Origin of the sequence: Streptomyces sp. CB01580, assembly GCF_001905795.1 — a bacterium.
Classification (GTDB): domain Bacteria; phylum Actinomycetota; class Actinomycetes; order Streptomycetales; family Streptomycetaceae; genus Streptomyces.
In genome coordinates this window covers 274,797-295,430 of sequence record NZ_LIXJ01000016.1, presented here as the reverse complement: position 1 = coordinate 295,430, position 20,634 = coordinate 274,797, and the positions used below count along the sequence as shown (strand labels likewise).

The 20,634-nt window shown below is 72.6% G+C and carries 19 protein-coding genes; 8 read left to right on the top strand and 11 right to left on the bottom strand.

Translation table 11 applies throughout. The features are described from left to right. Positions 1–191 precede the first annotated feature (191 nt). A complete protein-coding gene (locus AMK22_RS23370) occupies positions 192–761 on the bottom strand; it encodes a DinB family protein (RefSeq protein WP_073787935.1) in 570 nt (189 codons plus the stop codon). A 192-nt stretch (positions 762–953) separates the two neighbouring features. On the opposite strand from AMK22_RS23370, the gene AMK22_RS23365 reads away from it, so the two are divergent. Continuing rightward, complete coding sequence (locus AMK22_RS23365) at positions 954–2,501, top strand: trifunctional class I SAM-dependent methyltransferase/NUDIX hydrolase/VOC family protein (protein ID WP_073787933.1); 1,548 nt, start codon at positions 954–956, stop codon at positions 2,499–2,501. A gap of 95 nt (positions 2,502–2,596) precedes the next feature. On the opposite strand, the gene htpG is transcribed toward AMK22_RS23365, so the two are convergent. The 3 genes from htpG to AMK22_RS23350 form a co-directional block, all read right to left on the bottom strand. Further along, positions 2,597–4,540 carry a molecular chaperone HtpG gene (htpG, locus tag AMK22_RS23360; protein ID WP_073787931.1) on the bottom strand — a complete coding sequence of 648 codons (1,944 nt, stop codon included), beginning with the start codon at positions 4,538–4,540 and terminating at the stop codon, positions 2,597–2,599. A gap of 208 nt (positions 4,541–4,748) precedes the next feature. After that, positions 4,749–5,243 carry a DUF402 domain-containing protein gene (locus tag AMK22_RS23355; RefSeq protein WP_073787930.1) on the bottom strand — a complete coding sequence of 165 codons (495 nt, stop codon included), beginning with the start codon at positions 5,241–5,243 and terminating at the stop codon, positions 4,749–4,751. Further along, positions 5,224–6,144, bottom strand: coding sequence for a GNAT family N-acetyltransferase (locus AMK22_RS23350; RefSeq protein ID WP_073787928.1), 921 nt, complete (start codon positions 6,142–6,144; stop codon positions 5,224–5,226). Before AMK22_RS23350 ends, AMK22_RS23355 begins: the two co-directional genes overlap by 20 nt. A gap of 160 nt (positions 6,145–6,304) precedes the next feature. Between AMK22_RS23350 and AMK22_RS23345 the strand changes: the two genes are divergently transcribed. Continuing rightward, entirely contained in the window at positions 6,305–6,682 is a 378-nt protein-coding gene (locus tag AMK22_RS23345; protein WP_073787992.1) for a GntR family transcriptional regulator, read from the top strand. 125 nt (positions 6,683–6,807) lie between these two features. Here the strand turns inward: AMK22_RS23345 and AMK22_RS23340 are convergent, their stop codons facing one another. Next, positions 6,808–7,902 carry a DUF5925 domain-containing protein gene (locus AMK22_RS23340; protein ID WP_073787990.1) on the bottom strand — a complete coding sequence of 365 codons (1,095 nt, stop codon included), beginning with the start codon at positions 7,900–7,902 and terminating at the stop codon, positions 6,808–6,810. Positions 7,903–8,145: 243 nt separating this feature from the next. Here AMK22_RS23340 and AMK22_RS23335 point away from each other — a divergent pair, with 243 nt between their 5' ends. Beyond that, positions 8,146–8,937 carry an SGNH/GDSL hydrolase family protein gene (locus tag AMK22_RS23335; RefSeq protein ID WP_073787988.1) on the top strand — a complete coding sequence of 264 codons (792 nt, stop codon included), beginning with the start codon at positions 8,146–8,148 and terminating at the stop codon, positions 8,935–8,937. A 267-nt stretch (positions 8,938–9,204) separates the two neighbouring features. Next, positions 9,205–9,468 carry a hypothetical protein gene (locus AMK22_RS23330; RefSeq protein ID WP_073787927.1) on the top strand — a complete coding sequence of 88 codons (264 nt, stop codon included), beginning with the start codon at positions 9,205–9,207 and terminating at the stop codon, positions 9,466–9,468. A 163-nt stretch (positions 9,469–9,631) separates the two neighbouring features. Here the strand turns inward: AMK22_RS23330 and AMK22_RS23325 are convergent, their stop codons facing one another. Both AMK22_RS23325 and AMK22_RS23320 read right to left on the bottom strand, forming a co-directional pair. Continuing rightward, positions 9,632–10,462, bottom strand: coding sequence for an ABC transporter permease (locus AMK22_RS23325; RefSeq protein ID WP_073787926.1), 831 nt, complete (start codon positions 10,460–10,462; stop codon positions 9,632–9,634). Continuing rightward, positions 10,459–11,436, bottom strand: coding sequence for an ATP-binding cassette domain-containing protein (locus tag AMK22_RS23320; protein ID WP_073787925.1), 978 nt, complete (start codon positions 11,434–11,436; stop codon positions 10,459–10,461). Before AMK22_RS23320 ends, AMK22_RS23325 begins: the two co-directional genes overlap by 4 nt. Positions 11,437–11,501: 65 nt before the next feature. Between AMK22_RS23320 and AMK22_RS23315 the strand changes: the two genes are divergently transcribed. After that, positions 11,502–12,209 carry a TetR/AcrR family transcriptional regulator gene (locus tag AMK22_RS23315; protein ID WP_073787924.1) on the top strand — a complete coding sequence of 236 codons (708 nt, stop codon included), beginning with the start codon at positions 11,502–11,504 and terminating at the stop codon, positions 12,207–12,209. A 78-nt stretch (positions 12,210–12,287) separates the two neighbouring features. Here AMK22_RS23315 and AMK22_RS23310 read toward each other — a convergent pair whose 3' ends face one another. The 3 genes from AMK22_RS23310 to hmgA all read right to left on the bottom strand — a co-directional run bounded on the left by AMK22_RS23310 (position 12,288) and on the right by hmgA (position 15,912). Beyond that, on the bottom strand, positions 12,288–13,550 hold the full coding sequence (locus tag AMK22_RS23310; RefSeq protein WP_073787923.1) for a type ISP restriction/modification enzyme: 1,263 nt from the start codon (positions 13,548–13,550) through the stop codon (positions 12,288–12,290). 181 nt (positions 13,551–13,731) lie between these two features. Next, a complete protein-coding gene (locus AMK22_RS23305) occupies positions 13,732–14,499 on the bottom strand; it encodes a GntR family transcriptional regulator (RefSeq protein ID WP_073787986.1) in 768 nt (255 codons plus the stop codon). Between the two features lie 84 nt (positions 14,500–14,583). Continuing rightward, positions 14,584–15,912, bottom strand: a complete 1,329-nt coding sequence (gene hmgA, locus AMK22_RS23300; protein WP_073787922.1) for a homogentisate 1,2-dioxygenase — start codon at positions 15,910–15,912, stop codon at positions 14,584–14,586. Positions 15,913–16,089: 177 nt separating this feature from the next. Between hmgA and AMK22_RS23295 the strand changes: the two genes are divergently transcribed. Both AMK22_RS23295 and AMK22_RS23290 read left to right on the top strand, forming a co-directional pair. Further along, positions 16,090–16,770 carry a TetR/AcrR family transcriptional regulator gene (locus AMK22_RS23295; protein WP_073787921.1) on the top strand — a complete coding sequence of 227 codons (681 nt, stop codon included), beginning with the start codon at positions 16,090–16,092 and terminating at the stop codon, positions 16,768–16,770. Positions 16,771–16,803: 33 nt separating this feature from the next. Beyond that, positions 16,804–18,708 carry an ABC transporter ATP-binding protein gene (locus tag AMK22_RS23290; protein WP_073787920.1) on the top strand — a complete coding sequence of 635 codons (1,905 nt, stop codon included), beginning with the start codon at positions 16,804–16,806 and terminating at the stop codon, positions 18,706–18,708. Between the two features lie 349 nt (positions 18,709–19,057). Here the strand turns inward: AMK22_RS23290 and AMK22_RS23285 are convergent, their stop codons facing one another. After that, a complete protein-coding gene (locus AMK22_RS23285; protein ID WP_443333312.1) occupies positions 19,058–19,780 on the bottom strand; it encodes an ArsR/SmtB family transcription factor in 723 nt (240 codons plus the stop codon). A gap of 165 nt (positions 19,781–19,945) precedes the next feature. On the opposite strand from AMK22_RS23285, the gene AMK22_RS23280 reads away from it, so the two are divergent. Further along, on the top strand, positions 19,946–20,569 hold the full coding sequence (locus tag AMK22_RS23280; RefSeq protein ID WP_073787984.1) for a TetR/AcrR family transcriptional regulator: 624 nt from the start codon (positions 19,946–19,948) through the stop codon (positions 20,567–20,569). Positions 20,570–20,634 lie beyond the last annotated feature (65 nt).

Genomic DNA, 20,634 nt, shown 5'->3' with positions numbered 1-20,634 from the left:
CGTCCGGCCTTCGGGCGGACGGCGCTGCTTTCGGAACACGCCCTGGCACTGCGACCGCTCCCGCTCCCGGACCGGTCCGGGAGTTCCGCGGATGCCACGGCCGGGACACCGGGATCGCCGTGAAAGCGGATCGCGGTGTCCCGGCCGTGGCCGACCGCATCGGCCGACGCGCGGGTGCCCCGTACGTCCCGTCAGGTCCGGTGGGCGGCCGACAGCTCGCCGACCGCCCGCTGGAGGCGAAGCTGGCCGATTTCCGCCGCGTTCTTCATCAGTTCCGCGTTCACCCAGGCGACCATGTGCGCGACGGTGTGCCGGGGGTCGTTCCGCCACGGGAACGGGGCGGTCGCGGCCAGATCGGCGTCGGTGAGCCGACCCAGCGCCGTCAGCCACTCCTCGCGCAGACCGCGCAGCCATGCGACGGCCGGCTCGCCCGCGCCCGGCCAGACGACACCGCTACGCGCGCGGGGCGTTTCGCCCCGGACGTGGTCGAGGGTCACGCCCCACCACCAGCCGATGTGCCAGCTCAGCCATCCGATGGTCGGCACGGGAACGGGATCGGGTTCGCTCTCCGCCCAGTCCGGCACCCACGTCCCGTCGTCGTCCCGGTGCAGCGTCCAGCAGAGCGCGGCGGGCTCCCAGAGGAAGTCCTCGGGTTCGATCCTCTCCAGGTGGTATTCGAACAGCGACCAGGTCAGGTCGAACTGCCAGCGCAGCACTTCGAGGGCGCGCTGTGAGGCGGGTCGATTCGGCGAGGCACTCATCGGTCGACCCTCGCACGGCATCGGGTCCGTGGAGAAACGGGTTTCGAACGGGGCCGCACGGGTTTTGAACGGGGCCCGCACGGGATTTGAGCACGGCGCGGGCCCCCGAGTGCGCCCCCGGGCTCCCGGGCGGACCGCCCGCGCCCCCTCTCCCCGGGCATCGTTGTCGGTGGTGGATGGCACGATCGAACCATGACGACGATCGACTGGGACTCCGCGGCCGACTCCTTCGACGAGGGGCCCGACCACGGGCTGCTCGACCCGGTGGTCCGGCACGCCTGGGCGAGGCGGCTGGAGGGCTGGCTGCCCGGCGCTCGTTCCGAGGTGCTCGATCTGGGGTGCGGCACCGGAAGCCTCGCGCTGCTCGCCGCCGGGCAGGGGCACCGGGTCACGGCGGTCGACCGGTCGCCGCGCATGGTGGAGCGGGCGCGGGCCAAGCTCGCCGGGACGGGGAGCGAGGTGCTCCTCGGGGACGCGGCACGGCCCCCGGTCGGCGGACAGCGGTTCGATGTGGTCATGGTCCGGCACGTGGTGTGGCTGCTGCCCGATCCGGCGGCGGCCCTGCGCCACTGGTTCGGCCTGCTGCGGCCCGGTGGCCGACTGGTCCTGATCGAGGGCGTGTGGGACGGGACCGGTCTGTCCGCCGGTCAACTGACCGGACTGCTCTCGGAGTTCACCGAACGCGTCCACCACGATCCGCTCTCCGGCGACCCGGACCTGTGGGGCGGGCGGGTCGACGACGAGCGCTACGCGTTGGTGGCCCGTGCCGAACCGCCGCGGCGGCACACCGAGGTCGTCGACGTGCACCTGATCCTTCGCCGCGGCCCGGACGTCCTGCTCGCCCGCCGGGACGGGACGGGATACGCGGACGGGCTGTTCCACTGCCCGTCCGGGCACGTCGAGGACGGCGAGGACGTGCGCGAGGCGGTGATCCGCGAGGCCGCCGAGGAGATCGGTGTCGAACTCGGCCCGGACGAGCTGCGGGTCGCGCTGGTCATGCAGCACCGGGGCCCCGGCGGCGGACCCAGAATCGGCTGGTTCTTCGAGGCGGAGTACGACCCTGCCCGCCCTCCGTACAACCGCGAACCGGACAAGTGCTCCGAGCTGGAGTGGTTCCCGCTGGACGCGCTCCCGGACGACAGCGTCGCCTACTGCCGCGCGGGGCTCGACGGCTACCGGGCGGGGGAGCACTTCCTGATCCACTGGCACGAGGACGGCGACCCCGTGGCGTACCAGCCGCACGGCGCCCGCCGAGCCGTCCCGCTGCCGGCCGGAGGGACGGGCACCGGAGGGGTGCACCACATCGAGCTGTGGGTGCCCGATCTGCCGGGCGCCGAGCGGGGATGGGGGTGGCTGCTCGGCGAGCTGGGCCATGTTCCGTACCAGCACTGGGAGAACGGGCGCAGCTGGCGGCGCGGCGACAGCTACGTGGTGGTCGAGCAGTCGCCCGACCTGACCGGCCGGACGCACGACCGGTGCCGCCCCGGGCTCAACCATCTGGCGTTCCACGTCAGGGACCGGGCCGCCCTCGACGCCCTGGTGGCGGAGGCTCCGGAGCACGGCTGGCGGCAGCTCTTCCCGGACCGCTATCCGCACGCGGGCGGGGACGAGCACGTCGCCGCGTATCTGGAGGACGCGGCGGGCTACGAGGTGGAGCTGGTCGCCGGGATCGGACAGGCCCGCCCCGCACCGCAGGAGCCGGATCCGTACACCGACGTGTGGGAACGCGTCCGGGACTGACGGTTGCCCGCCGGGGCACGGGCCCCGGCGGGCAACCGTCGGACCGGTCACCGGCCGAGGGCGTCACCCCGGCCGGTGGTGCGGCGGGCCCTCGGTCACAGGGCGCGTTCGAGGCGGTCGGCCATCAGCCGGACGAAGCGCGCCGGGTCGCCCAGCTCCCCGCCCTCGGCCAGCAGCGCCAGGTCGTGCAGCAGCTCGGCCGTCTCCTCCAGACCGGTGGTGTCCTTCTCGGCACGTTCGGCGTAGGCCCGGTTGAGTCCGCCGACCAGCGGGTGCTCCGGGTTGAGTTCGAGGATGCGCTTGGCGTCCGGGACGGCCTGGCCCATCGCCCGGTACATGTTCCGCAGGGCGGGCGTCACGTCGTGCGCGTCCGAGACGATGCAGGCGGGCGAGACGGTGAGGCGCGAGGAGAGACGTACCTCCTTGACGGTCTCGCCGAGCCGCTCCGTCATCCAGGAGAGCAGGTCCGCGTACTCCCGCTGACGGTTCTCCCGCTCGGTCGCCGCTTCCTTCTTCTCCTCCTCGGTACCGAGGTCGATCTCGCCCTTGGCGACGGACCGCAGCTTCTTGCCGTCGAACTCGGGCTCCGCCTCGACCCACACCTCGTCGACCGGATCGGTCAGCAGCAGCACCTCGATGCCCTTGGCCCGGAACGCCTCCATGTGCGGGGAGTTCTCGATGGCCTGCCGGGACTCGCCCGTCAGGTAGAAGATGTGCTCCTGGCCCTCCTTCATCCGCTCCACGTACTGCTGCAGCGTGGTCGGCTCGTCGTCGTCATGGGTCGTGGCGAAGGAGGCGATCTTGAGGATGGCGTCGCGGTTCTCGAAGTCGCTCAGCAGCCCTTCCTTGACGACGCGGCCGAACTCCCGCCAGAACGTGGCGTAGCGCTCCGGGTCGGCGGTCATCATGTCCTTGACCGTCGACAGCACCTTCTTCGCCAGGCGGCGGTGCATCATCTGGATCTGGCGGTCCTGCTGGAGGATCTCGCGCGACACGTTGAGCGACAGGTCCTGCGCGTCGACGACGCCCTTCACGAAGCGCAGGTACGGAGGCATCAGCGCTTCGCAGTCGTCCATGATGAAGACGCGCTTCACGTACAGCTGGATGCCGCGCTTGTACCCCTGCATGAACAGGTCGTGGGGCGCGTGCGACGGGATGAACAGCAGCGCCTGGTACTCGAAGGTGCCCTCCGCCTGGAGCCGGACGGTTTCGAGCGGGTCGATCCAGTCGTGGCTGATGTGCTTGTACAGCTCGTGGTACTCGTCGTCCGAGACCTCGTCGCGCGAGCGCGCCCACAGGGCCTTCATCGAGTTGAGGGTCTCGGGTTCGCGCGGCGCGTCGTCGGAGCCCTCCTCGGCGTCCTTCGCGTCGGCGTCGGTCTCCGTGACCATCCTGATGGGCCAGGTGATGAAGTCCGAGTACCGCTTGACGATCTCCCTGATCTTCCACGGGGAGGTGTAGTCGTAGAGCCGGTCCTCGGTGTCCTCCGGCTTGAGCCGGAGCGTGACCGAGGTGCCCTGCGGGGCACTGTCGACGGTCTCGATCGTGTACGTGCCCTCGCCGGTCGACGTCCAGCGGGTGCCCCGGGTCTCGCCCGCGCGCCGGGTCAGCAGCGTGACCTCGTCGGCCACCATGAAGCTGGAGTAGAACCCGACCCCGAACTGGCCGATCAGCCCTTCGGCCGCGGTGGCGTCCTCGGACTCCTTGGCCTCCTTGAGCTCCCGCAGGAACTTGGCGGTGCCCGAATTCGCGATCGTCCCGATGAGCTGGACCACTTCGTCGTGAGACATGCCGATACCGTTGTCCCGCACGGTCAGCGTGCGGGCCTGCTTCTCGGTCTCGATGTCGATGTGGAGGTCGGACACGTCCGCGCCGAGCGAGTCGTCGCGCAATGCCTCCAGCCGCAGTTTGTCGAGCGCGTCGGAGGCGTTGGAGACGAGTTCGCGCAGGAACACGTCCTTGTTCGAGTAGATCGAGTGGATCATCATCTGCAGAAGCTGGCGCGCTTCCACTTGAAACTCGAACGTCTCAGTGGGCATATCCGTGATTCCTTCTCAGGTCACCGGGTGGGGAACTGACCTGAGCACTGTAATTGAGCCGATCACCACGGACAGTCGGTTCTCCGAGGTTGGCCGTGCTCGATCGCTCGCCCCCGCCAGGGCGGCCCGGCCCCGGCCGCCCCGGCAGGGCCGACGCACCGGGGCCGACCGGGGGAGGACCGGAAGTCCGGTCCGTCCGCCGGGCGCGTCATCCGAGCAGTGCGGCGAGACCGTCCGTCCTGGCGAGCAGTTCCAGTTCGTCCAGCGCCCGCCGGGCCGCGTCGGCCGCCACCGGATCACGGTCGGCGAGACCGCTCGCCTCGAACTCGTCCTCGTCCAGCCGCAGCACGGACGACCCGTCGGCCGACACCCACAGGTCGAGGTCCAGGTCCTCCACTACAAGCTCCCCGTCCCGCAGCACGGCGGGCCGGGTGATGTCGCAGTACCAGCCCTTGAGCCCGCCCGACCCGGTCCGGACCTCCTTCACGGCGAACCAGCGGTCGCGCCAGTAGTGCTCGGTGAACACGTCCCCCGGCTCGAACCGTACGAAGCCGAAGTCCCGCACCCCCGGCGCCGCCCAGGGCGCCCGTGCCGTGATCCGGGTGCCGTCGTCGCGGACCAGGTCCGCCGGATACCTGATCTTGGTTTGTCCGGCCTTCACCAGGGCGACCACGAGCGAGGACTCAGCCGAGATCACGGACATGCCGCACCTCCGTGGCACAGATCTCGTAGCCGAACCAGCGGTTGACCGCCAGCATCGGAGCGTTGTCCGCGTCGTTGCCGGTGTACGCGTCCGTGTACCCGGCCGCGCGCGCCCGGCTCAGCGAGTCGTGCTTGGCGAGCTTCGCCAGCCCGCGGCCCCGGTACGCGCGGCGGGTGCCGGTCATCCCCGACATGTAGCGGGTCCGGCCGTCGGTCCGGGCCGCGGTGAACGTGGCCACCTCTCCGTCCACCGTCACGACCGACGTGAGTTCGTGGTCGAGCGCGGGGTGGCGCCAGGTCTGCCGGAGCCAGTGCTCGTAGTCGGACAGTTCGGCCGGGGTGTCGCTCGGTTCGTCGGCCGTGGTCTCGGCGTCGGCCTCGAAGAGCGGGCGCGGGTCGTCCGCGAAGTCCGCCCCCGTGCGCAGCTCGACGCCCGCCGGGACGGCCGGGCGGGGCGGCAGCGCGCCGCCCGCGAGGTCGAGGCGGAGGAAGTGCGCCGAGCGGCTCGGCGCGTAGCCGCGCTTCTCCGCGAAGGCACGGTTCGACGGGGTGTCGAGCACCCAGGTGTAGACGGTGCGAGCCCCTTCCATCGCGAGGTGCTCCTCCGCCGTCCGCAGAAGCAGCCCGCCCGCGCCGCGCCCGGTGCGGTCCGGGTGCGTGTACGGGTCGCAGAACGCCAGGCCGGGTTTGGGGCCGTCGGGCACCAGTCCGGTCCGGGCGATCGCGATGATCTCCCCATCCTCCTCGGCGACCAGCAGTCGGCGGTGCTCCTCGGACCGGGCGGAGGCGAGGTCGAAGGCGACCTGCTCGGGGGTGGTCACGATGTAGGGCATTGCGGCATGCCCGACACGCGCCCAGGCAGCGGCGTCTGTGGGCAGGAAGTCGCGAACGAGGACAGTCATGGGCCGGACGCTACGCGGGGGTCCGTCGCGCCGCCTCCGATTTTCCGGCATCGGAACGGCGGTGGAACGGTGCCGGGACCGCGACGCGACGGCGGTGGGACGGCGACGGCACCGGGGCGGACATCGGCGGCGGGGGACCGCGGTGGTGGACAATCGGTACGTGACTCTCAAGATCGTCCTCGACCCGGCCTCCGGCACCGCACCGTACGAGCAACTGCGTGCGCAGATCTCCGAATTGGCCCGTTCCGGCGCGCTTCCCGTCGGTTTCAGACTTCCGACCGTACGCGGCTTCGCCGAGGAACTCGGCCTCGCCGCGAACACCGTCGCCAAGGCGTACCGGGCGCTGGAGACCGACGGCGTGATCGAGACCCGGGGCCGCAACGGCACGTTCGTCGCCGCGGCCGGCGAGGCGGCGGACCGTCACGCGGCATCCGCCGCTCGCGAGTACGCCGAGCAGGCGCGACGGCTGGGCCTGTCGCGGGCCGAGGCGCTGTCGCTGGCCGAGGAAGTGGTGCGGGCGGCGTACGCGGCGCACTGAGCCGGCGCGCGGGAAGCACCCGCCGGACCTCTCGCCCCGTGAGCGCCCCGTGAGCGCCACGGGGCCCGTGCGCGAACGGCCCGGAACCGGTGCGGGAGCGGGCCGGGGCCGGAGGCGTCGGGTCGTCAGAGATAGAGGCCCGCGTCCGCGCCGGAATCCTGCCTCGGCACCGACGCGGGGCCGCTGCCGCGCCGCAGCGCGTACAGCTCGGCGAGCGTGGCGCCCTCGCGGCCGAGTCCCTCCTCCGTGCCCAGCCAGCCCACCGCCTCCTCGCGGGTCAGCGGGCCCACCTCGATCCTGGCGAGGCAGCGGCCGGGCCGGACCACGGCCGGGTGGAGCCGTTCCAGGTCCTCGTTGGTGGTGACGCCGACCAGCACGTTGCGCCCCTGGCCGAGCAGTCCGTCGGTGAGGTTCAGCAGCCGGGAGAGCGCCTGGCCCGCCGTGTGCTTGGCCTCGCCGCGGATCAGCTCGTCGCAGTCCTCCAGGAGCAGCAGCCGCCAACGGCCCTTCGCCGTGCCCTCGTCCTCGCCGATCGCGATGTCCATCAGATAGCCGACGTCGTTGAACAGCCGCTCCGGGTCGAGCACGCAGTCGACCTGGCACCAGTCCCGCCACGAACGCGCGAGCGTGCGCAGCGCCGACGTCTTGCCGGTGCCGGGCGGGCCGTGCAGCAGGAGCAGCCGGCCCGCGATGTCGTCGGGGGTGATCTTCATCAGCCGGTCCATGGCATCCGCCACCGGAGCCGTGTAGTTGCTCCGGACCTCGTCCCATGCCCCGGCGGCGATCTGACGGGTGGTGCGGTACGGGCCGCGGCGCGGTGACACGTACCAGAACCCCATCGTCACGTTCTCGGGCTGCGGTTCGGGTTCGTCCCGAACGCCGTCGGTCGCCCGGCCGAGGATCTCGCGCGCCAGCTCCGCGCTGGTCGCGGTGACCGTGACGTCGGCGCCGCGGTTCCACCGGGAGACGAGCAGGGTCCAGCCGTCGCCCTCGGCGAGCGTGGCGCTGCGGTCGTCGTCCCGGGCGGCGCGCAGCACCGTGGCGGCCGGGGGCAGCAGGGTGGCATCGGCCTTGACCCGGTCGAGGGAGGAACTGTGCGAGTAGGGCTGCTCGCCCGTCGCGAAGCGGCCGAGGAACAGCGCGTCCACGACGTCGGACGGCGAATCGCCGTCGTCGACAGTGAGCCGGATCGGCAGCGCGGACTCAGGGGTGGAGGACATGGCGCCCATGATCCGGCACGGGGAGGTCCGGCGCACCCGGGTTTCATCACCTTTCTCCCCGTGTCCGACAGGTCGTCCGCGGACATGACGCGACATCAAGGGGGCGTGCGGAAGAACCCCTTCGAGCAACTTGGCATGCACACTTCCAGAAGTGGTGCCGGTGCTGCTACCACGGACACGGCAGACCAAGGCGGAGATCCTGCCGGTCGGTCCAAGGGAGGTTCCATGAAGATGTCCAGACTCATGGCGTTCTCGTCCTCGCTTCTGCTCGGTGCCGTACTCGCGTTGACCGGGGCGGCCACCGCGTCCGCCGCGCAGTCCGTCCAGGGGGTCGACTACGTGGCCCTCGGCGATTCGTACTCCTCGGGCGTCGGCGCCGGGAGCTACGACAGCGCCAGCGGGTCCTGCAAGCGCAGCACCAAGGCGTATCCGGCGCTCTGGGCCGCATCCCACTCGCCCTCGTCCTTCTCCTTCACCGCCTGCTCGGGCGCCCGTACCGGGGACGTGACCTCCGGTCAGCTCGGGCCGCTGAACTCCTCGACCGACCTCGTCTCGATCTCCATCGGCGGCAACGACGCGGGCTTCGCCGATGTGATGATGACCTGTGTCCTCCAGTCGGAGGCCACCTGTCTCGGCCGGATCGCCACGGCCCGCAGCTACGTCGGCGCGACCCTGCCGGGCAACCTCGACTCGGTGTACTCGGCGATCCGCGCCAAGGCGCCCTCCGCCCGTGTGGTCGTCCTCGGCTACCCGCGCTTCTACAAGGTCGGCGGCAGCTGCGCCGCCGGTCTGAGCGACAAGGTGCGCACCGCGATCAACGACGCCGCCGACCTCCTCAACACGACGACCGCGAAGCGTGCCGCCGATCACGGGTTCGCCTTCGCCGATGTCGCGGGGAAGTTCACCGGGCACGAGATCTGCTCAGGGGACGCCTGGCTGCACAGTGTCAACTGGCTCAACATCGGTGAGTCGTACCACCCCACGGCGGCCGGACAGTCCGGCGGCTACCTGCCGGTTCTCGACTCGGCGGCCTGATCTCCGCCGTACGGCGCGCCGGGCACGTCGGGCCGGTGCGAAGGCCGGGAGGCCCCGTCCGCGGGGCATTCGTCCGGCCTCCCGTCGTCCAGGGCGGGGCGGCGGCTCCGCGGCGGCCGACCCGCCCTGGAACCGGACGGGTGTGGAGAGTGATCGTCGGCCTCCGGACGGCGCGCCCGATCCCCCGGGCGGGATACACGAGTGTCCTCGCGGGGGGTTAGGGTTAGCCTGCCCGGGCCGGGTGCCCTCGTACGGGTGGGGAGTGACATGGAACAGATATCGGTCCGCAGCAGGCCACGTGTGCCTGCCATCACATGCGGGAGCAGTGCGACCAGTTCGCGCCTCGACCGCCATCTCGCGGTGCTCGGCGGTCCTGCCGTGCCCCGGCGGGAGGTCGCCGAGGCCACGCTGCTGATGCGCGAGCTGACTTCGCGCGAGGTCGGACACAGCCGTCGGAGCAGGAGCGCGCGGGTCTCGCTCTTCGCACCGCTGAGCCGGCTGCGCCGCTCGCTTTTCGGCAGCCGCCACTGACCCGACGGCCCGTCACCACCGCTCATCGGCCGTGCCCGGGCCGGTCGGGCGATCGTTCGTACCGGCCGTGCGCCGCCGCCGACCCTCCCGTCATCCCCGGGGTCCGCGGCGGCGCTTCGGCGTACTCACCAGCCGTCGGTCCCGACGGCGCGGTGCGCGGGTGTCATTCGCCGCCGCGCGCGTGGCGTCGTACGGTCAGCGGCACGAAGACCACGAGGAGCGCCAGCGACCAGGCGAGCGTCCCCGCCACCGGGTGGGCGACCGGCCAGGCGGCATCGGCGGCCGGTGACGCGTTGCCGAACAGATCACGGGCGGCGGCGGCCAGGGCGCTGATCGGATTCCACTCCGCGACCGTGCGCAGCCACCCCGGCAGGTTGTCGGTCGGGATGTACGCGCTCGACAGCAGCGGCAGGACGAACGTGGCGCTGCCCAGTTGACCGGCCGCCTCCTCGTTGCGGATCAGCAGGCCCAGCCAGCAGCCCAGCCAGGACGTGGCGAACCGGAGGAGCAGCAGCAGCCCGAAGGCCCCCAGGGCGCCGAACGGGCCGTCCTCGATCCGCCAGCCGACCGCCAGCCCGACCAGGATCAGCGGGACCATGCCGACGGCCGTGGTCAGCAGGTCGGCCGCGGTCTGTCCGAACGGTACGGCGAACCGGCTCATCGGCAGCGTGCGGAACCGGTCCATCACCCCGCGGTGGCAGTCCTGCGAGGCCTGGAACATCCCGGTCATGACGCCGTTCGCGGCCGTCGCGGCGAGCAGGCCCGGCACCAGGAACGCGCGGTACTCCTGCCCGGGCACGGCCAGGGCGCTGCCGAAGACGTATCCGAAGAACAGCAGCATCGTGATCGGCATGGTCTGCGTCAGGATCACGACGCCGGGGGCGGCCTTGATCTTCTGGAGGTGGCGGACCAGAACGGCCAGGGCGTCGGCCGCCAGGGCGAAAGAGGCGGCCGGAAGGTCGTGGTCGCGGACGGGTGCGGTGGTGCCGCTCATGCTGCCGTCTCCTTCGGTGGCGGGGCGGTGCGGACGTCGCCGCGGGAGGTCAGGCGGAGGAAGACCTCGTCGAGCGTCGGCGGGCGCAGACTCGCGTCGATCACGGGTACGCCCGCGGCGTCGAGTTCGCGTACGACGCGGGGGAGGGTGAGCGTGCTGTCGGTCGCGACGGCACCGGCGGTGCGGCGCTCGCGGTCGATCACCGGTTCGGCGCCGGTGAGCTGGTCGAGGACGCCCGCGGCCGGGGCCAGCGCCGACTCATGGGCGACGACCACCTCGGCGTAGCTGCCGATGAGCGACTTCAGTTCGGCGGGGGTGCCGCGGTGGGCGGTCCGGCCCCGGTCGATCAGCACGATGTCGTCGGCCAGCTGATCGGCCTCCTCCAGGTACTGCGTGGTGAGCAGGACGGTGGTTCCCCGTCCGGTGAGTTCCCGGACCGCGGCCCAGATCCGGTTGCGGCTGTGCGGGTCGAGGCCGGTGGTCGGCTCGTCCAGGAAGAGCACCCGGGGGCGGATCAGCAGACTGGCCGCGAGGTCCAGCCGGCGGCGCATGCCGCCCGAGTAGGTGCGGGCCGGGCGGTCCGCGGCCTCCGTCAGCCCGAAACGCTCCAGCAGTTCGTCGGCGCGGGCGCGGGCGGCCCCGCCCCGGAACCGGAGCAGCTTCGCGAACAGCCGCAGATTCTGCCGCCCCGACAGTTCGCCGTCGACCGAGGCGTTCTGACCGGTGACACCGATCGCCGCGCGCACCGCGTGCGCCTCGCGCAGCACGTCGTGGCCCGCGACCCGGGCGCTGCCGCCGTCCGGGACCGTCAGCGTGGTGAGGACCCGGACGGCGGTGGTCTTGCCCGCGCCGTTCGGCCCCAGCACCCCGCAGACGGTGCCCTCGGCGACGGCCAGATCGAGCCCGCGCAGGGCGTGGACCTCGCCGTAGCGTTTCTCCAGACCTTCACTAAGTACAGCGTACGTAGTTGTCATGCGGCCCACCGTACCGCACTACGTACGCTGTACGTAACTAGGATGGTGGGGCGAGGTGATGATCGATGGTGGGGCGTCCCGCTGTACCCGAAGTGATCTGGGCGCGCCCCGAGCGCGCGGGCCGCGGCCCCAAGCCGGCGTTCTGTCGTGCCGACATCGCGGCGGCGGCGGTCCGCGTCGCCGACGCGGAGGGCTTCGACGCGGTGTCCATGCGGAAGGTGGCGGCGGAGCTCGGCTGCGGCACGATGTCGCTCTACAACTACGTGCCGCGCAAGGAGGACCTGCACGAGCTGATGCTCGACGCGGTCAGCGGCGACTACGAGTACCCGGGGCCGTCCGGCGACTGGCGCGCCGATCTGACGGCGCTGGCCCATCAGGCGCGCGCGATGATGCACCGCCACACCTGGGTGCCCCGGCTGATGTCGCCCGTCTACGGCTTCAGCCCGAACGCCCTGCGGTACCTGGAGTACGCGCTCAGCTGCCTGGACGGGGTCGACGCGCGGTTCGGCGAGAAGATGGAGCTCCTCGCCATGGTCAACGGCGTCGTCACCACCTACGTGGCCAACGAGATCGCCACGGCGGAGCGCAGCCGGTCGTTGCCCTGGTCCGAGGAGCGGGAGCACGCCGTGCGCACCGAGTACCTGATCAGCCAGATAGCGACCGGGAAGTACCCGCGGATGGCGGCCGGGTTCGCCGAGGACCCCGGTCCGATCGACATGGACGGGGTCTTCGACCGGGCGCTCGGGCGGGTGCTGGACTCCTTCGGCCGATAGCTCCGCCCGGTGGTCCGGTCCGATCCGGCGGTGACGCCTCGTGCCCCTCTTCGGCGGGGCCGTCCTTTCGCTCGCCGGTCACAGCAGCGCGAACTGCCCGTCCGGGCCCTCCTCGCGGTGGTCGAGCACGGAGGCGGGGCGGCGGGCCGCGTCCGGGACGGGCAGCACGCCCGCGGCCCGGAGGTCCTCCGCCGTGAGGTGCGGGCCCTCGACCGGCTCCTCCCGCCGGGGGCGGAGTTCGGCGAGCAGAGCGAGCACCGTGACCAGTTCCAGCAGTTCCGAGGTCCACTCCTGGGGCCAGGCGCGCGGCCGGATCGCCTCCAGGCCGTCCGCGTCCGGCGAGCCCTCCGCGCTCGCACCTCCGGCCCCGTTCGCCCCGGTCGCCGCGCGACGACCGAACCAGAGCTCCAGCATGCGGACCTGGCCCACCCGGAACTCCCACGCCCCCGCGGGTACGGGCGAGACGCGGCCCGTGCCCAGCAGGAGCGCCTCGTCGACCGGGTCGTACTCCAGGGCCGTCGGTGCGGGCGGCATCGATGCCCGCACATAGGGCCGCCGTCCGCCCGGCAGCCTGGGGCATTCCCCGCCCCGGGCGCCGCGCAGATGCAGCCGCAGCAACTCCTGTCCCAGCTCCACCCCCGCCGACCAGCGCGCCGTGTCGGCGGGCAGCGGCACCACGCATCCGGCGGGGGAGTGGCGCGCCGCCGCGAGGATCCAGGCCAGCACGGACCGGGCGGTGACCCCGTCCCCGTGGCGGTCCTTCAGCAGGGCGAGCAGCCCGGGGGCCAGATTGGGTTCGAGGCCGCCGGGGCGCCGGTACAGCGGCCGGATCCGGCCCGGCCGGCCCGCGGGCGAATGGCCGTCCGGCAGCAGCGCCGTCACGGACAGCGCGGGGCCGGTGTCCTGCGGCACGTACCCGTGCTCGACGACGAAGAACTGCTGTCCGTCGGCCACCCGCCACAGCTCGGGGCGGGCGGCGTCGATCAGCCGGTGGTCGGGGATCAGCCACTGTTCGTCGAACGGGCCGTGGGCGATCCGCACCGGCGCGGGGCACGGTCCGTCCTCGCGGTCGAACGGGCCGGTGCCCGTGGCCTGTCCGGGCAGCGCCGCCACCCGGCTTCGGGGATCACGGGAACGGGTGACCCGGAACAATCGCTCGTGCTCGTCCCGCGGGGCCTTCGTCAGCCGGTCCCAGCGGGCTCTGAGCGAGGCGGCGTCGGGGGCGGTCACCCAGGCGCGTCCGGTGCGCAACGGCCTTACGGACCAGGGCATCAGATCGTCGAGGAGCGGGGCGTCGTCGCCCCGGGCGTCATCGGAGCCGCCCGCCGCCCGTGCTGCCACCGTGTCGTCCTCCCCGTCGCCACGTCGCCCGCGTGCCTGCCCCGGCATCGTAACCGCGCCCGCCGGGGTGCGGCCGGTGGCGCTCGCCCGGTGCGCGCGACGCGGCACGGGCGCACCCCGGCGGGCGCGTACCAGGCACGGGCGCGTCCGGCGCGGGCGGCGGCCCCGTCGTGCCGGTGCGTCAGTGCGCCTCCACGGTGACCGAGAAGGAGAACCGGTCGCCCCGGTAGCGGATCCGTGCCACGTCCACCACCCGGCCGCCCTCCTCGTACGTCACCCCCGTGTAGAACAGGATCGGACTGAGCAGCGGCACCCGGAGGAGTTCGGCGGTGACCGGGTCGGCGAGGCGCGCCTCGACGGTGTCGGTGATGCGCGCGATCCGGACGCCGACGCGATCGCGCAGCACCTTGGTCATCGGCCAGCGTTCGAGATCGGCGACGTCGAGCCGTGCCGCCACCTCGGGATGCACCGCGTTCTCCGCCCAGTTGGTGGGCTCGTCGCTGTCCTCGTCCCGGCGCAGCCTGCGATAGCTGACCACCTCGGAGCAGCCGGGGAAGTGTTCGCCGAGCTCGCACGGCACGGCCACCGGGCCGTGGTCCAGGACCGAGGTCCGTTCGCCCGACTGCTGGGCCACGATCGCGTCGATCGAGCCCAGCAGCCGGACCGGGGAGACCCGGCGGGCGCGCGGTTCGATGAACGTGCCGCGCCGCCGGTGCCTGCTGATCAGTCCCTCCGCCTCCAGCTCCTTGAGCGCCTGCCGCATCGTCAGCACGCTGACGCCGTAGTGCGCGGCGAGCTGTTCCTCCGTCGGCAGCCGCTGCGAGGCGTCCGCCGCGCGCCCCAGTATCGAGGCGCGCAGCGACTGCGAGACCTGGTACCACAGCGGCAGTTTGCGGTTCAGGACCAGCGAATCGGGGGCGAAGGCCGGCACCGGGGGCGTCTTGGGCATCTGGGGCACCTGAGTCACCTGGTCTCTCCGTACTGCGACACAGCGGACGCGACGACGCGTGGGCCGCGTGGTGGCGGTCGTCGCCTACGGCCTGAAGTTGCGGCTCAGACCCTGCCACACGTCGTCGTAGCCGTGCTGCAGATGGTCGGAACCGGCCGCCTGCGCGGTCGCCGTCACCGGCCAGCGGGTCTCGAACATGAAGGCCAGGCCGTCGTCGATCTTCTGCGGCCTCAGCTCCGCCGCGCTCGCCCGGTCGAAGGTCTCCCGGTCCGGGCCGTGCGCCGACATCATGTTGTGCAGCGAACCGCCGCCCGGCACGAATCCGCCCTTCCCGGCCGTCTTGGCGTCGTACGCGCCCTCGATCAGGCCCATGTACTCGCTCATCACGTTGCGGTGGAAGTACGGCGGCCGGAACGTGTCCTCGCCGACCAGCCAGCGCGGCGCGAAGACGACGAAGTCGACGCCCGCCAGACCGGGGGTGTCGGACGGCGAGGTCAGCACCGTGAAGATCGACGGGTCGGGGTGGTCGTAGCTGATCGACCCGATGACGTTGAAACGGTGCAGGTCGTAGACGTACGGGGTGTGGTTGCCGTGCCAGGCGACCACGTCGAGCGGCGAGTGGTCGTACGTCGCGGACCAGAGGTTCCCGCAGAACTTGTTGATCACCTCCACCGGGCGGTCGTCCTCCTCGTACGCGGCGACGGGCGCGAGGAAGTCCCGCGCGTTCGCCAGGCCGTTGGCACCGATCGGGCCGAGGTCGGGGAGGACGAACGGACGGCCGTAGTTCTCGCAGACGTAGCCGCGGGCGGTGGCGTCGAGCAGCTCCACCCGGAAGCGGACCCCGCGCGGGATCAGCGCGACATGCCCCGGTTCGGCGCGCAGCAGGCCCAGTTCGGTGCGGAGCAGCAGGCCGCCGCGTTCCGGGACGATCAGCAGCTCGCCGTCCGCGTCGCCGAACACCCGGTCGGTCATGGACGCGTTGGCGTGGTAGAGGTGCACGGCCATACCGGCGCGCTGCGTCGCGTCGCCATTGCCGCCGAGGGTCCACAGGCCGGCCAGGAAGTCCGTCCCGGCCGCGGGCTCGGGCAGCGGGTCCCAGCGCAGCCGGTTGGGATCGGGCACGGTCTCGGTGAACGGGGCGGTGCGGATCGCGCCGTTGTCGACGCGGACGAACGCGGGATGGGCGGCCGAGGGGCGGATCCGGTAGAGCCAGGAACGGCGGTTGTGCGCCCGCGGTTCGGTGAAGGCCGAGCCGCTCAGCTGTTCCGCGTAGAGCCCGAGAGGGGCGCGCTGGGGCGAGTTGCGGCCGTGCGGCAGCGCCCCGGGAACCGCCTCCGAGCTGTGTTCATTGCCGAATCCGGGGGAATACCCGAGCCCCTGTGCCGTCTTCCTCGCCTGCTCGATGCCACTCATGCGCGCTCCCGGTGCCGAAGAAATCCTATGGACAACCGTAGGAATCGGAACGTGGCTCGTCAACGCCATCCGGTGACATACCGGGGTTCCGTGGCGGTGGAGGCGCGAGACGGCGTCGCGCGGTGGCGCAGGCGCGCCGCGCGGGCAGGAATCCGGGCGGCGGAGGGCCACGGCATCATGGAGCCCGTGCCCCCAGCGAACAGCCACCTCCGCCGCGTCCCGGTCCAGCGGCGCAGCGCCGAACGTCTGGCCCGGATACTCGACGCCTGCGCCGAACTCCTCGACGAGACGGGGTACGAGCAGTTGTCCACCCGGGCCGTCGCCCTCCGGGCCGGGGTGCCCATCGGTTCCGTCTACCGGTTCTTCTCCAACAAGCGCGCGTTGACCGACGCACTCGCCCGGCGCAACCTGGACAGTTACGCCGAACGCGTCACCGCCCGGCTGGCCACCGTCCCGACGACCGACTGGCAGAGCGCCATCGACGCCGTGCTGGACGAGTACCTGGCGATGAAGCGCGCCGTGGCCGGTTTCGCCCTCGTGGACTTCGGCGCCCCCGCCCCCGCTCCCGACGAGGACCCGGCCGACGACGCCAACCACCGGGTGGCCGTCCGTCTCACCCCGCTCCTGGCCGGGTATCTCGGCCCGGTGTCCGGTCAGGACCTGCACCGGACGATCCTGGTGTGCGTCGAGGCGGCGGACGCCCTGCTCCGACTCGCCTTCCGCACCGATCCGTCGGGGGACGACGCCGTCGTCGCCGAGACCCGCGTCCTGCTCCGGGCGTATCTCGCGCAGGTCCTGGACCGGCGGACGCCGCACGGATCCCGGGCCGGCGACGGGCGGCGGACGGCCGGGCCTTGACCTCAAGTCCGCTGGAGGTCGTACGTTCCAGCCATGAGCATGGAAACCACCGCGTGGACACAACTCCACAACGTCATGAACGCGCAGGCGGACCGGCGCACCTTCGACCGCGCCACCCTGCGGCGCGTAGCCGCCTTCGCCCGCCCCCACCGCCGCCGGGTCGCCCTCTTTCTGCTCGTCAGCGTGGCGACAGCGCTGCTCGCGGTCGCCACCCCCGTACTCGCCGGCCGTGTCGTCGACGCCATCGTGACCGGCGGGGACACCGGCACCGTCACGCGCCTGTCCCTGCTCATCGCCGCGATCGCCCTCGCCGAGGCGGCACTCGGACTGGTCGGCCGCTGGCTCTCGGCGAACCTCGGCGAGGGGCTGATCCTCGACCTGCGCACCGCCGTCTTCGACCACGTGCAACGCATGCCGGTCGCGTTCTTCACCCGTACCCGCACCGGCGCGCTCGTCAGCCGGCTCAACAACGACGTCATCGGAGCCCAACGCGCCTTCAGCAACACCCTGTCCGGCGTCGTCGGCAATGTCGTGACGCTGCTCCTCACCCTCGGCGTCATGCTCTCCATCTCCTGGCGGATCACCGTCCTGGCACTGGTGCTGCTGCCGGTGTTCGTGCTGCCCGCCCGGCGCATGGGCACCCGGATGGCCAGGCTCCAGCGGGAGGCGGCGGCCCACAACGCCGCGATGGGGACGCGGATGACCGAGCGCTTCTCCGCGCCCGGCGCCACCCTGGTCAAGCTGTTCGGCCGGCCCGCCGACGAGTCCGCCGAATTCGCCGCCAGGGCGGGCCGGGTGCGCGACATCGGGATCCGGACGGCCATGGCCCAGTCCGCGTTCATCACCGCCCTCACCCTCGTGTCGGCGCTGGCGCTCGCCCTGGTCTACGGGCTCGGCGGGTACTACGCGCTGCGCGGGCAGCTGGACGCGGGCGCGGTCGTCGCGCTGGCCCTGCTGCTGACCCGCCTGTACGCGCCGCTCACCGCGCTCGCCGGGGCACGGGTGGAGGTGATGAGCGCCCTCGTCAGCTTCGAGCGGGTCTTCGAGGTTCTCGACCTCGAACCGCTCATCGCGCAGAAGTCCGACGCCCGTGCGGTCCCCGAGGGGCCGGTGTCCGTCGAGTTCGAACGGGTCCGGTTCGGCTACCCGGCCGCCGACAAGGTCTCCCTCGCCTCGCTGGAGGACGTCGCGAGCCTCGACACCCGGGGCGGCGGGGAGGTGCTGCGCGGAGTCTCGTTCCGGGCCGAACCCGGCCGGACGGTGGCGCTCGTCGGCTCCTCCGGCGCGGGCAAGTCCACCATCGCGCAACTGCTGCCGCGCCTGTACGACGTGGACGAGGGCGCGGTGCGCATCGGCGGCGTCGACGTGCGCGACCTCTCCGCCGACAGCCTGCGCGACACCCTCGGCATGGTCACCCAGGACGGCCACCTCTTCCACGAGTCGGTCCGCGCGAACCTGCTGCTCGCCCGGCCCGACGCCACCGAGGACGACCTCTGGGACGCGCTGCGCCGCTCGCGGCTGGACGGACTGGTCGCCTCGCTGCCCGACGGGCTCGACACCGTCGTCGGCGAACGCGGCTACCGGCTCTCCGGAGGCGAACGCCAGCGGCTGACCATCGCCCGGCTGCTGCTGGCCCGCCAGCGCGTCGTGATCCTCGACGAGGCCACCGCCCACCTGGACAACACCTCCGAGGCGGCCGTCCAGGAGGCCCTCACCGAGGCGCTCGCCGGACGCACCGCCGTCGTGATCGCCCACCGCCTGTCCACCGTGCGGTCGGCCGACCTCATCCTGGTGGTCGAGGACGGACGGATCGTGGAACGGGGCACCCACGACGAACTCCTCGCGGCCGGGGGCCGGTACGAGGAGCTGTACCGCACCCAGTTCCAGGATTCCGGGGCCGAGGGCCCGGGGCCCGTGAGTCCGCTGGACCGCGTCTGAATCCGTGAGTCCGTCGGACCGTGCCGGGATCCGTGAGTCCGCAGGACCGCGTCCGGACCCGTGGGTCCGTCGGACCGGCGCCGTGGGACGGGGACATCGGTGGTGCGCGCCGCCGTCGGCCGCGCGGTCATGAGCCGGTGGGCCCCCCGCCCGGGCGGCCCGCTTTCCGCCCGCTCGCGGTGGCGCGGTCCCCCGGGCGCTCTCCCGCCAGGTGGTGAAGGCCAACGCGGTCGGGAAGAGCCCCAGGTAGACCATGTTCAGGGTGGCGGTCAGGGGCGCCTGGGCAGCCTCCGAGACCAGTGAACCGCTGAACGGCGGGCCCGACCGTAGGGGCGCGACGGTTCGGGCCCTACCGAAGGATGGACGGCTCGATGCCCAGGTGCTCGTGCAGTGCCCGTTCCCCGTCGTCCGTCGCCCGCACCGCCCGGCCGGACCCGATCCGTACGCACCACCCCGCGCCCAGCGCGTGCCGGCACAGCGCCGCGCCCGCGAGCCCCGCCAGATGCGGCCTGCGTTCGGTCCAGTCCAGGCAGCTCCGTACGAGCGGACGCCGCGACTCCGACTCCAGGGCGATCCCCAGCGACGCGTACCAGGCGACGCCGTCGGCGGTGAGGGCGAAACCCGTGTCCTGCACCAGCAGTCCGCGCGCGGTCATGGCGTCCGCGATCGCGATGCCGATCCGCCCGGCGAGATGGTCGTAGCAGGTGCGCCCGCGGGCCAGCGCGCTGCCCGCGCCCGCCGCGCTCAGGGCGCGCGGGCGGTCGGCCGCCGCGTCGGGGGCGACCCGGGCCGCCAGGTCCTCGACGAGATGTGCGGCCCGCTCGTCGGCGAGCCGCACATAACGGTGGCGGCCCTGCCGTTCCTCGGCCAGCAGCCCGCCCGCGACGAGCCTGCCGAGATGCTCGCTGGCGGTGGACGGTGCCACCGAGGCGAGCCGGGCCAGTTCGCCCGCCGTCCAGGCGCGGCCGTCGAGCAGGGCCAGGCAGAAGGTCGCCCGGGTCTCGTCGGCGAGGAGCGCGGCCAGGGCGGCGAGCCGGGGCGCGGCCGGATCGGGATGTGCCATGCGTGCCATGTGTTCCAGGATGCGCCGGGGACGTTTCGACGGCTGCCGAAACGTCCCCGCGCGTGACGGATGCGACGCGTGAGCGGATGCCGACCCTCCACCCGAAGGGGCCCTAAGCGCTTGCTCAGGTTCGGGGTATGGTGTTCGTCCTGTTGACGAGAGGGGCAAGTGATCATGAGCACGGCGGAGGAGACCGACGGCGACCGCGCGCCGTGGGCCGAGGTGACGCCCGAGGCGGCCAGACGGCTCCTCGTCGCCGCCGTCGACGCCTTCGCCGAGCGCGGGTACCACGCCACCACCACGCGGGACATCGCGGGCCGGGCGGGAATGAGCCCGGCCGCGCTCTACATCCATTACAAGACGAAGGAAGAACTGCTCCACCGCATCAGCAGGATCGGTCACGACCGCGCCCTCGCCGTCCTGGAAGCCGCCGCAGACGGGGACGGCACCGCCGCCGAGCGGCTGGCCGAGGCCGTACGGTCCTTCGTCCGCTGGCACGCCGAGCAGCACACCACGGCCCGCGTGGTCCAGTACGAACTCGACGCGCTCGGCGAGGAGCACCGCGCCGAGATCGTCGGGCTGCGCCGCAGTACCGAAGCGGTGGTGCGCCGGATCATCGACGAGGGCGTGGAGGCGGGGGAGTTCGACGTCCCCGACGTCCCGGGCACCGCCCTCGCGGTGCTCTCGCTCTGCATCGACGTGGCGCGCTGGTTCAACGCGCGGGGCAGCCGGACGCCCGACGAGGTCGGCGAGTTCTACGCCGGTCTCGTGCTGCGCATGGTGGGCGCCGAGCGGTAGCGGCGGCGGGGCCCCGGCCGGAGCCCGCCCCGCACCCGGCCGGGACGCGACGGTTCCGGCCGCAC

What these genes read in the sequence shown, in the direction of transcription:
- AMK22_RS23330 (WP_073787927.1), top strand. Translation starts at nt 9,205, where the DNA reads ATGGAACAGATATCGGTCCGCAGCAGGCCACGTGTGCCTGCCATCACA.
- AMK22_RS23290 (WP_073787920.1), top strand. Translation starts at nt 16,804, where the DNA reads ATGAGCATGGAAACCACCGCGTGGACACAACTCCACAACGTCATGAAC.
- AMK22_RS23315 (WP_073787924.1), top strand. Translation starts at nt 11,502, where the DNA reads ATGGTGGGGCGTCCCGCTGTACCCGAAGTGATCTGGGCGCGCCCCGAG.
- hmgA (WP_073787922.1), bottom strand. Translation starts at nt 15,912, where the DNA reads ATGAGTGGCATCGAGCAGGCGAGGAAGACGGCACAGGGGCTCGGGTAT.
- AMK22_RS23370 (WP_073787935.1), bottom strand. Translation starts at nt 761, where the DNA reads ATGAGTGCCTCGCCGAATCGACCCGCCTCACAGCGCGCCCTCGAAGTG.
- AMK22_RS23340 (WP_073787990.1), bottom strand. Translation starts at nt 7,902, where the DNA reads ATGTCCTCCACCCCTGAGTCCGCGCTGCCGATCCGGCTCACTGTCGAC.
- AMK22_RS23320 (WP_073787925.1), bottom strand. Translation starts at nt 11,436, where the DNA reads ATGACAACTACGTACGCTGTACTTAGTGAAGGTCTGGAGAAACGCTAC.
- AMK22_RS23305 (WP_073787986.1), bottom strand. Translation starts at nt 14,499, where the DNA reads ATGCCCAAGACGCCCCCGGTGCCGGCCTTCGCCCCCGATTCGCTGGTC.
- AMK22_RS23355 (WP_073787930.1), bottom strand. Translation starts at nt 5,243, where the DNA reads ATGTCCGTGATCTCGGCTGAGTCCTCGCTCGTGGTCGCCCTGGTGAAG.
- AMK22_RS23365 (WP_073787933.1), top strand. Translation starts at nt 954, where the DNA reads ATGACGACGATCGACTGGGACTCCGCGGCCGACTCCTTCGACGAGGGG.
- AMK22_RS23285 (WP_443333312.1), bottom strand. Translation starts at nt 19,780, where the DNA reads ATGGCACGCATGGCACATCCCGATCCGGCCGCGCCCCGGCTCGCCGCC.
- AMK22_RS23335 (WP_073787988.1), top strand. Translation starts at nt 8,146, where the DNA reads ATGGCGTTCTCGTCCTCGCTTCTGCTCGGTGCCGTACTCGCGTTGACC.
- AMK22_RS23280 (WP_073787984.1), top strand. Translation starts at nt 19,946, where the DNA reads ATGAGCACGGCGGAGGAGACCGACGGCGACCGCGCGCCGTGGGCCGAG.
- AMK22_RS23325 (WP_073787926.1), bottom strand. Translation starts at nt 10,462, where the DNA reads ATGAGCGGCACCACCGCACCCGTCCGCGACCACGACCTTCCGGCCGCC.
- htpG (WP_073787931.1), bottom strand. Translation starts at nt 4,540, where the DNA reads ATGCCCACTGAGACGTTCGAGTTTCAAGTGGAAGCGCGCCAGCTTCTG.
- AMK22_RS23350 (WP_073787928.1), bottom strand. Translation starts at nt 6,144, where the DNA reads ATGACTGTCCTCGTTCGCGACTTCCTGCCCACAGACGCCGCTGCCTGG.
- AMK22_RS23295 (WP_073787921.1), top strand. Translation starts at nt 16,090, where the DNA reads ATGGAGCCCGTGCCCCCAGCGAACAGCCACCTCCGCCGCGTCCCGGTC.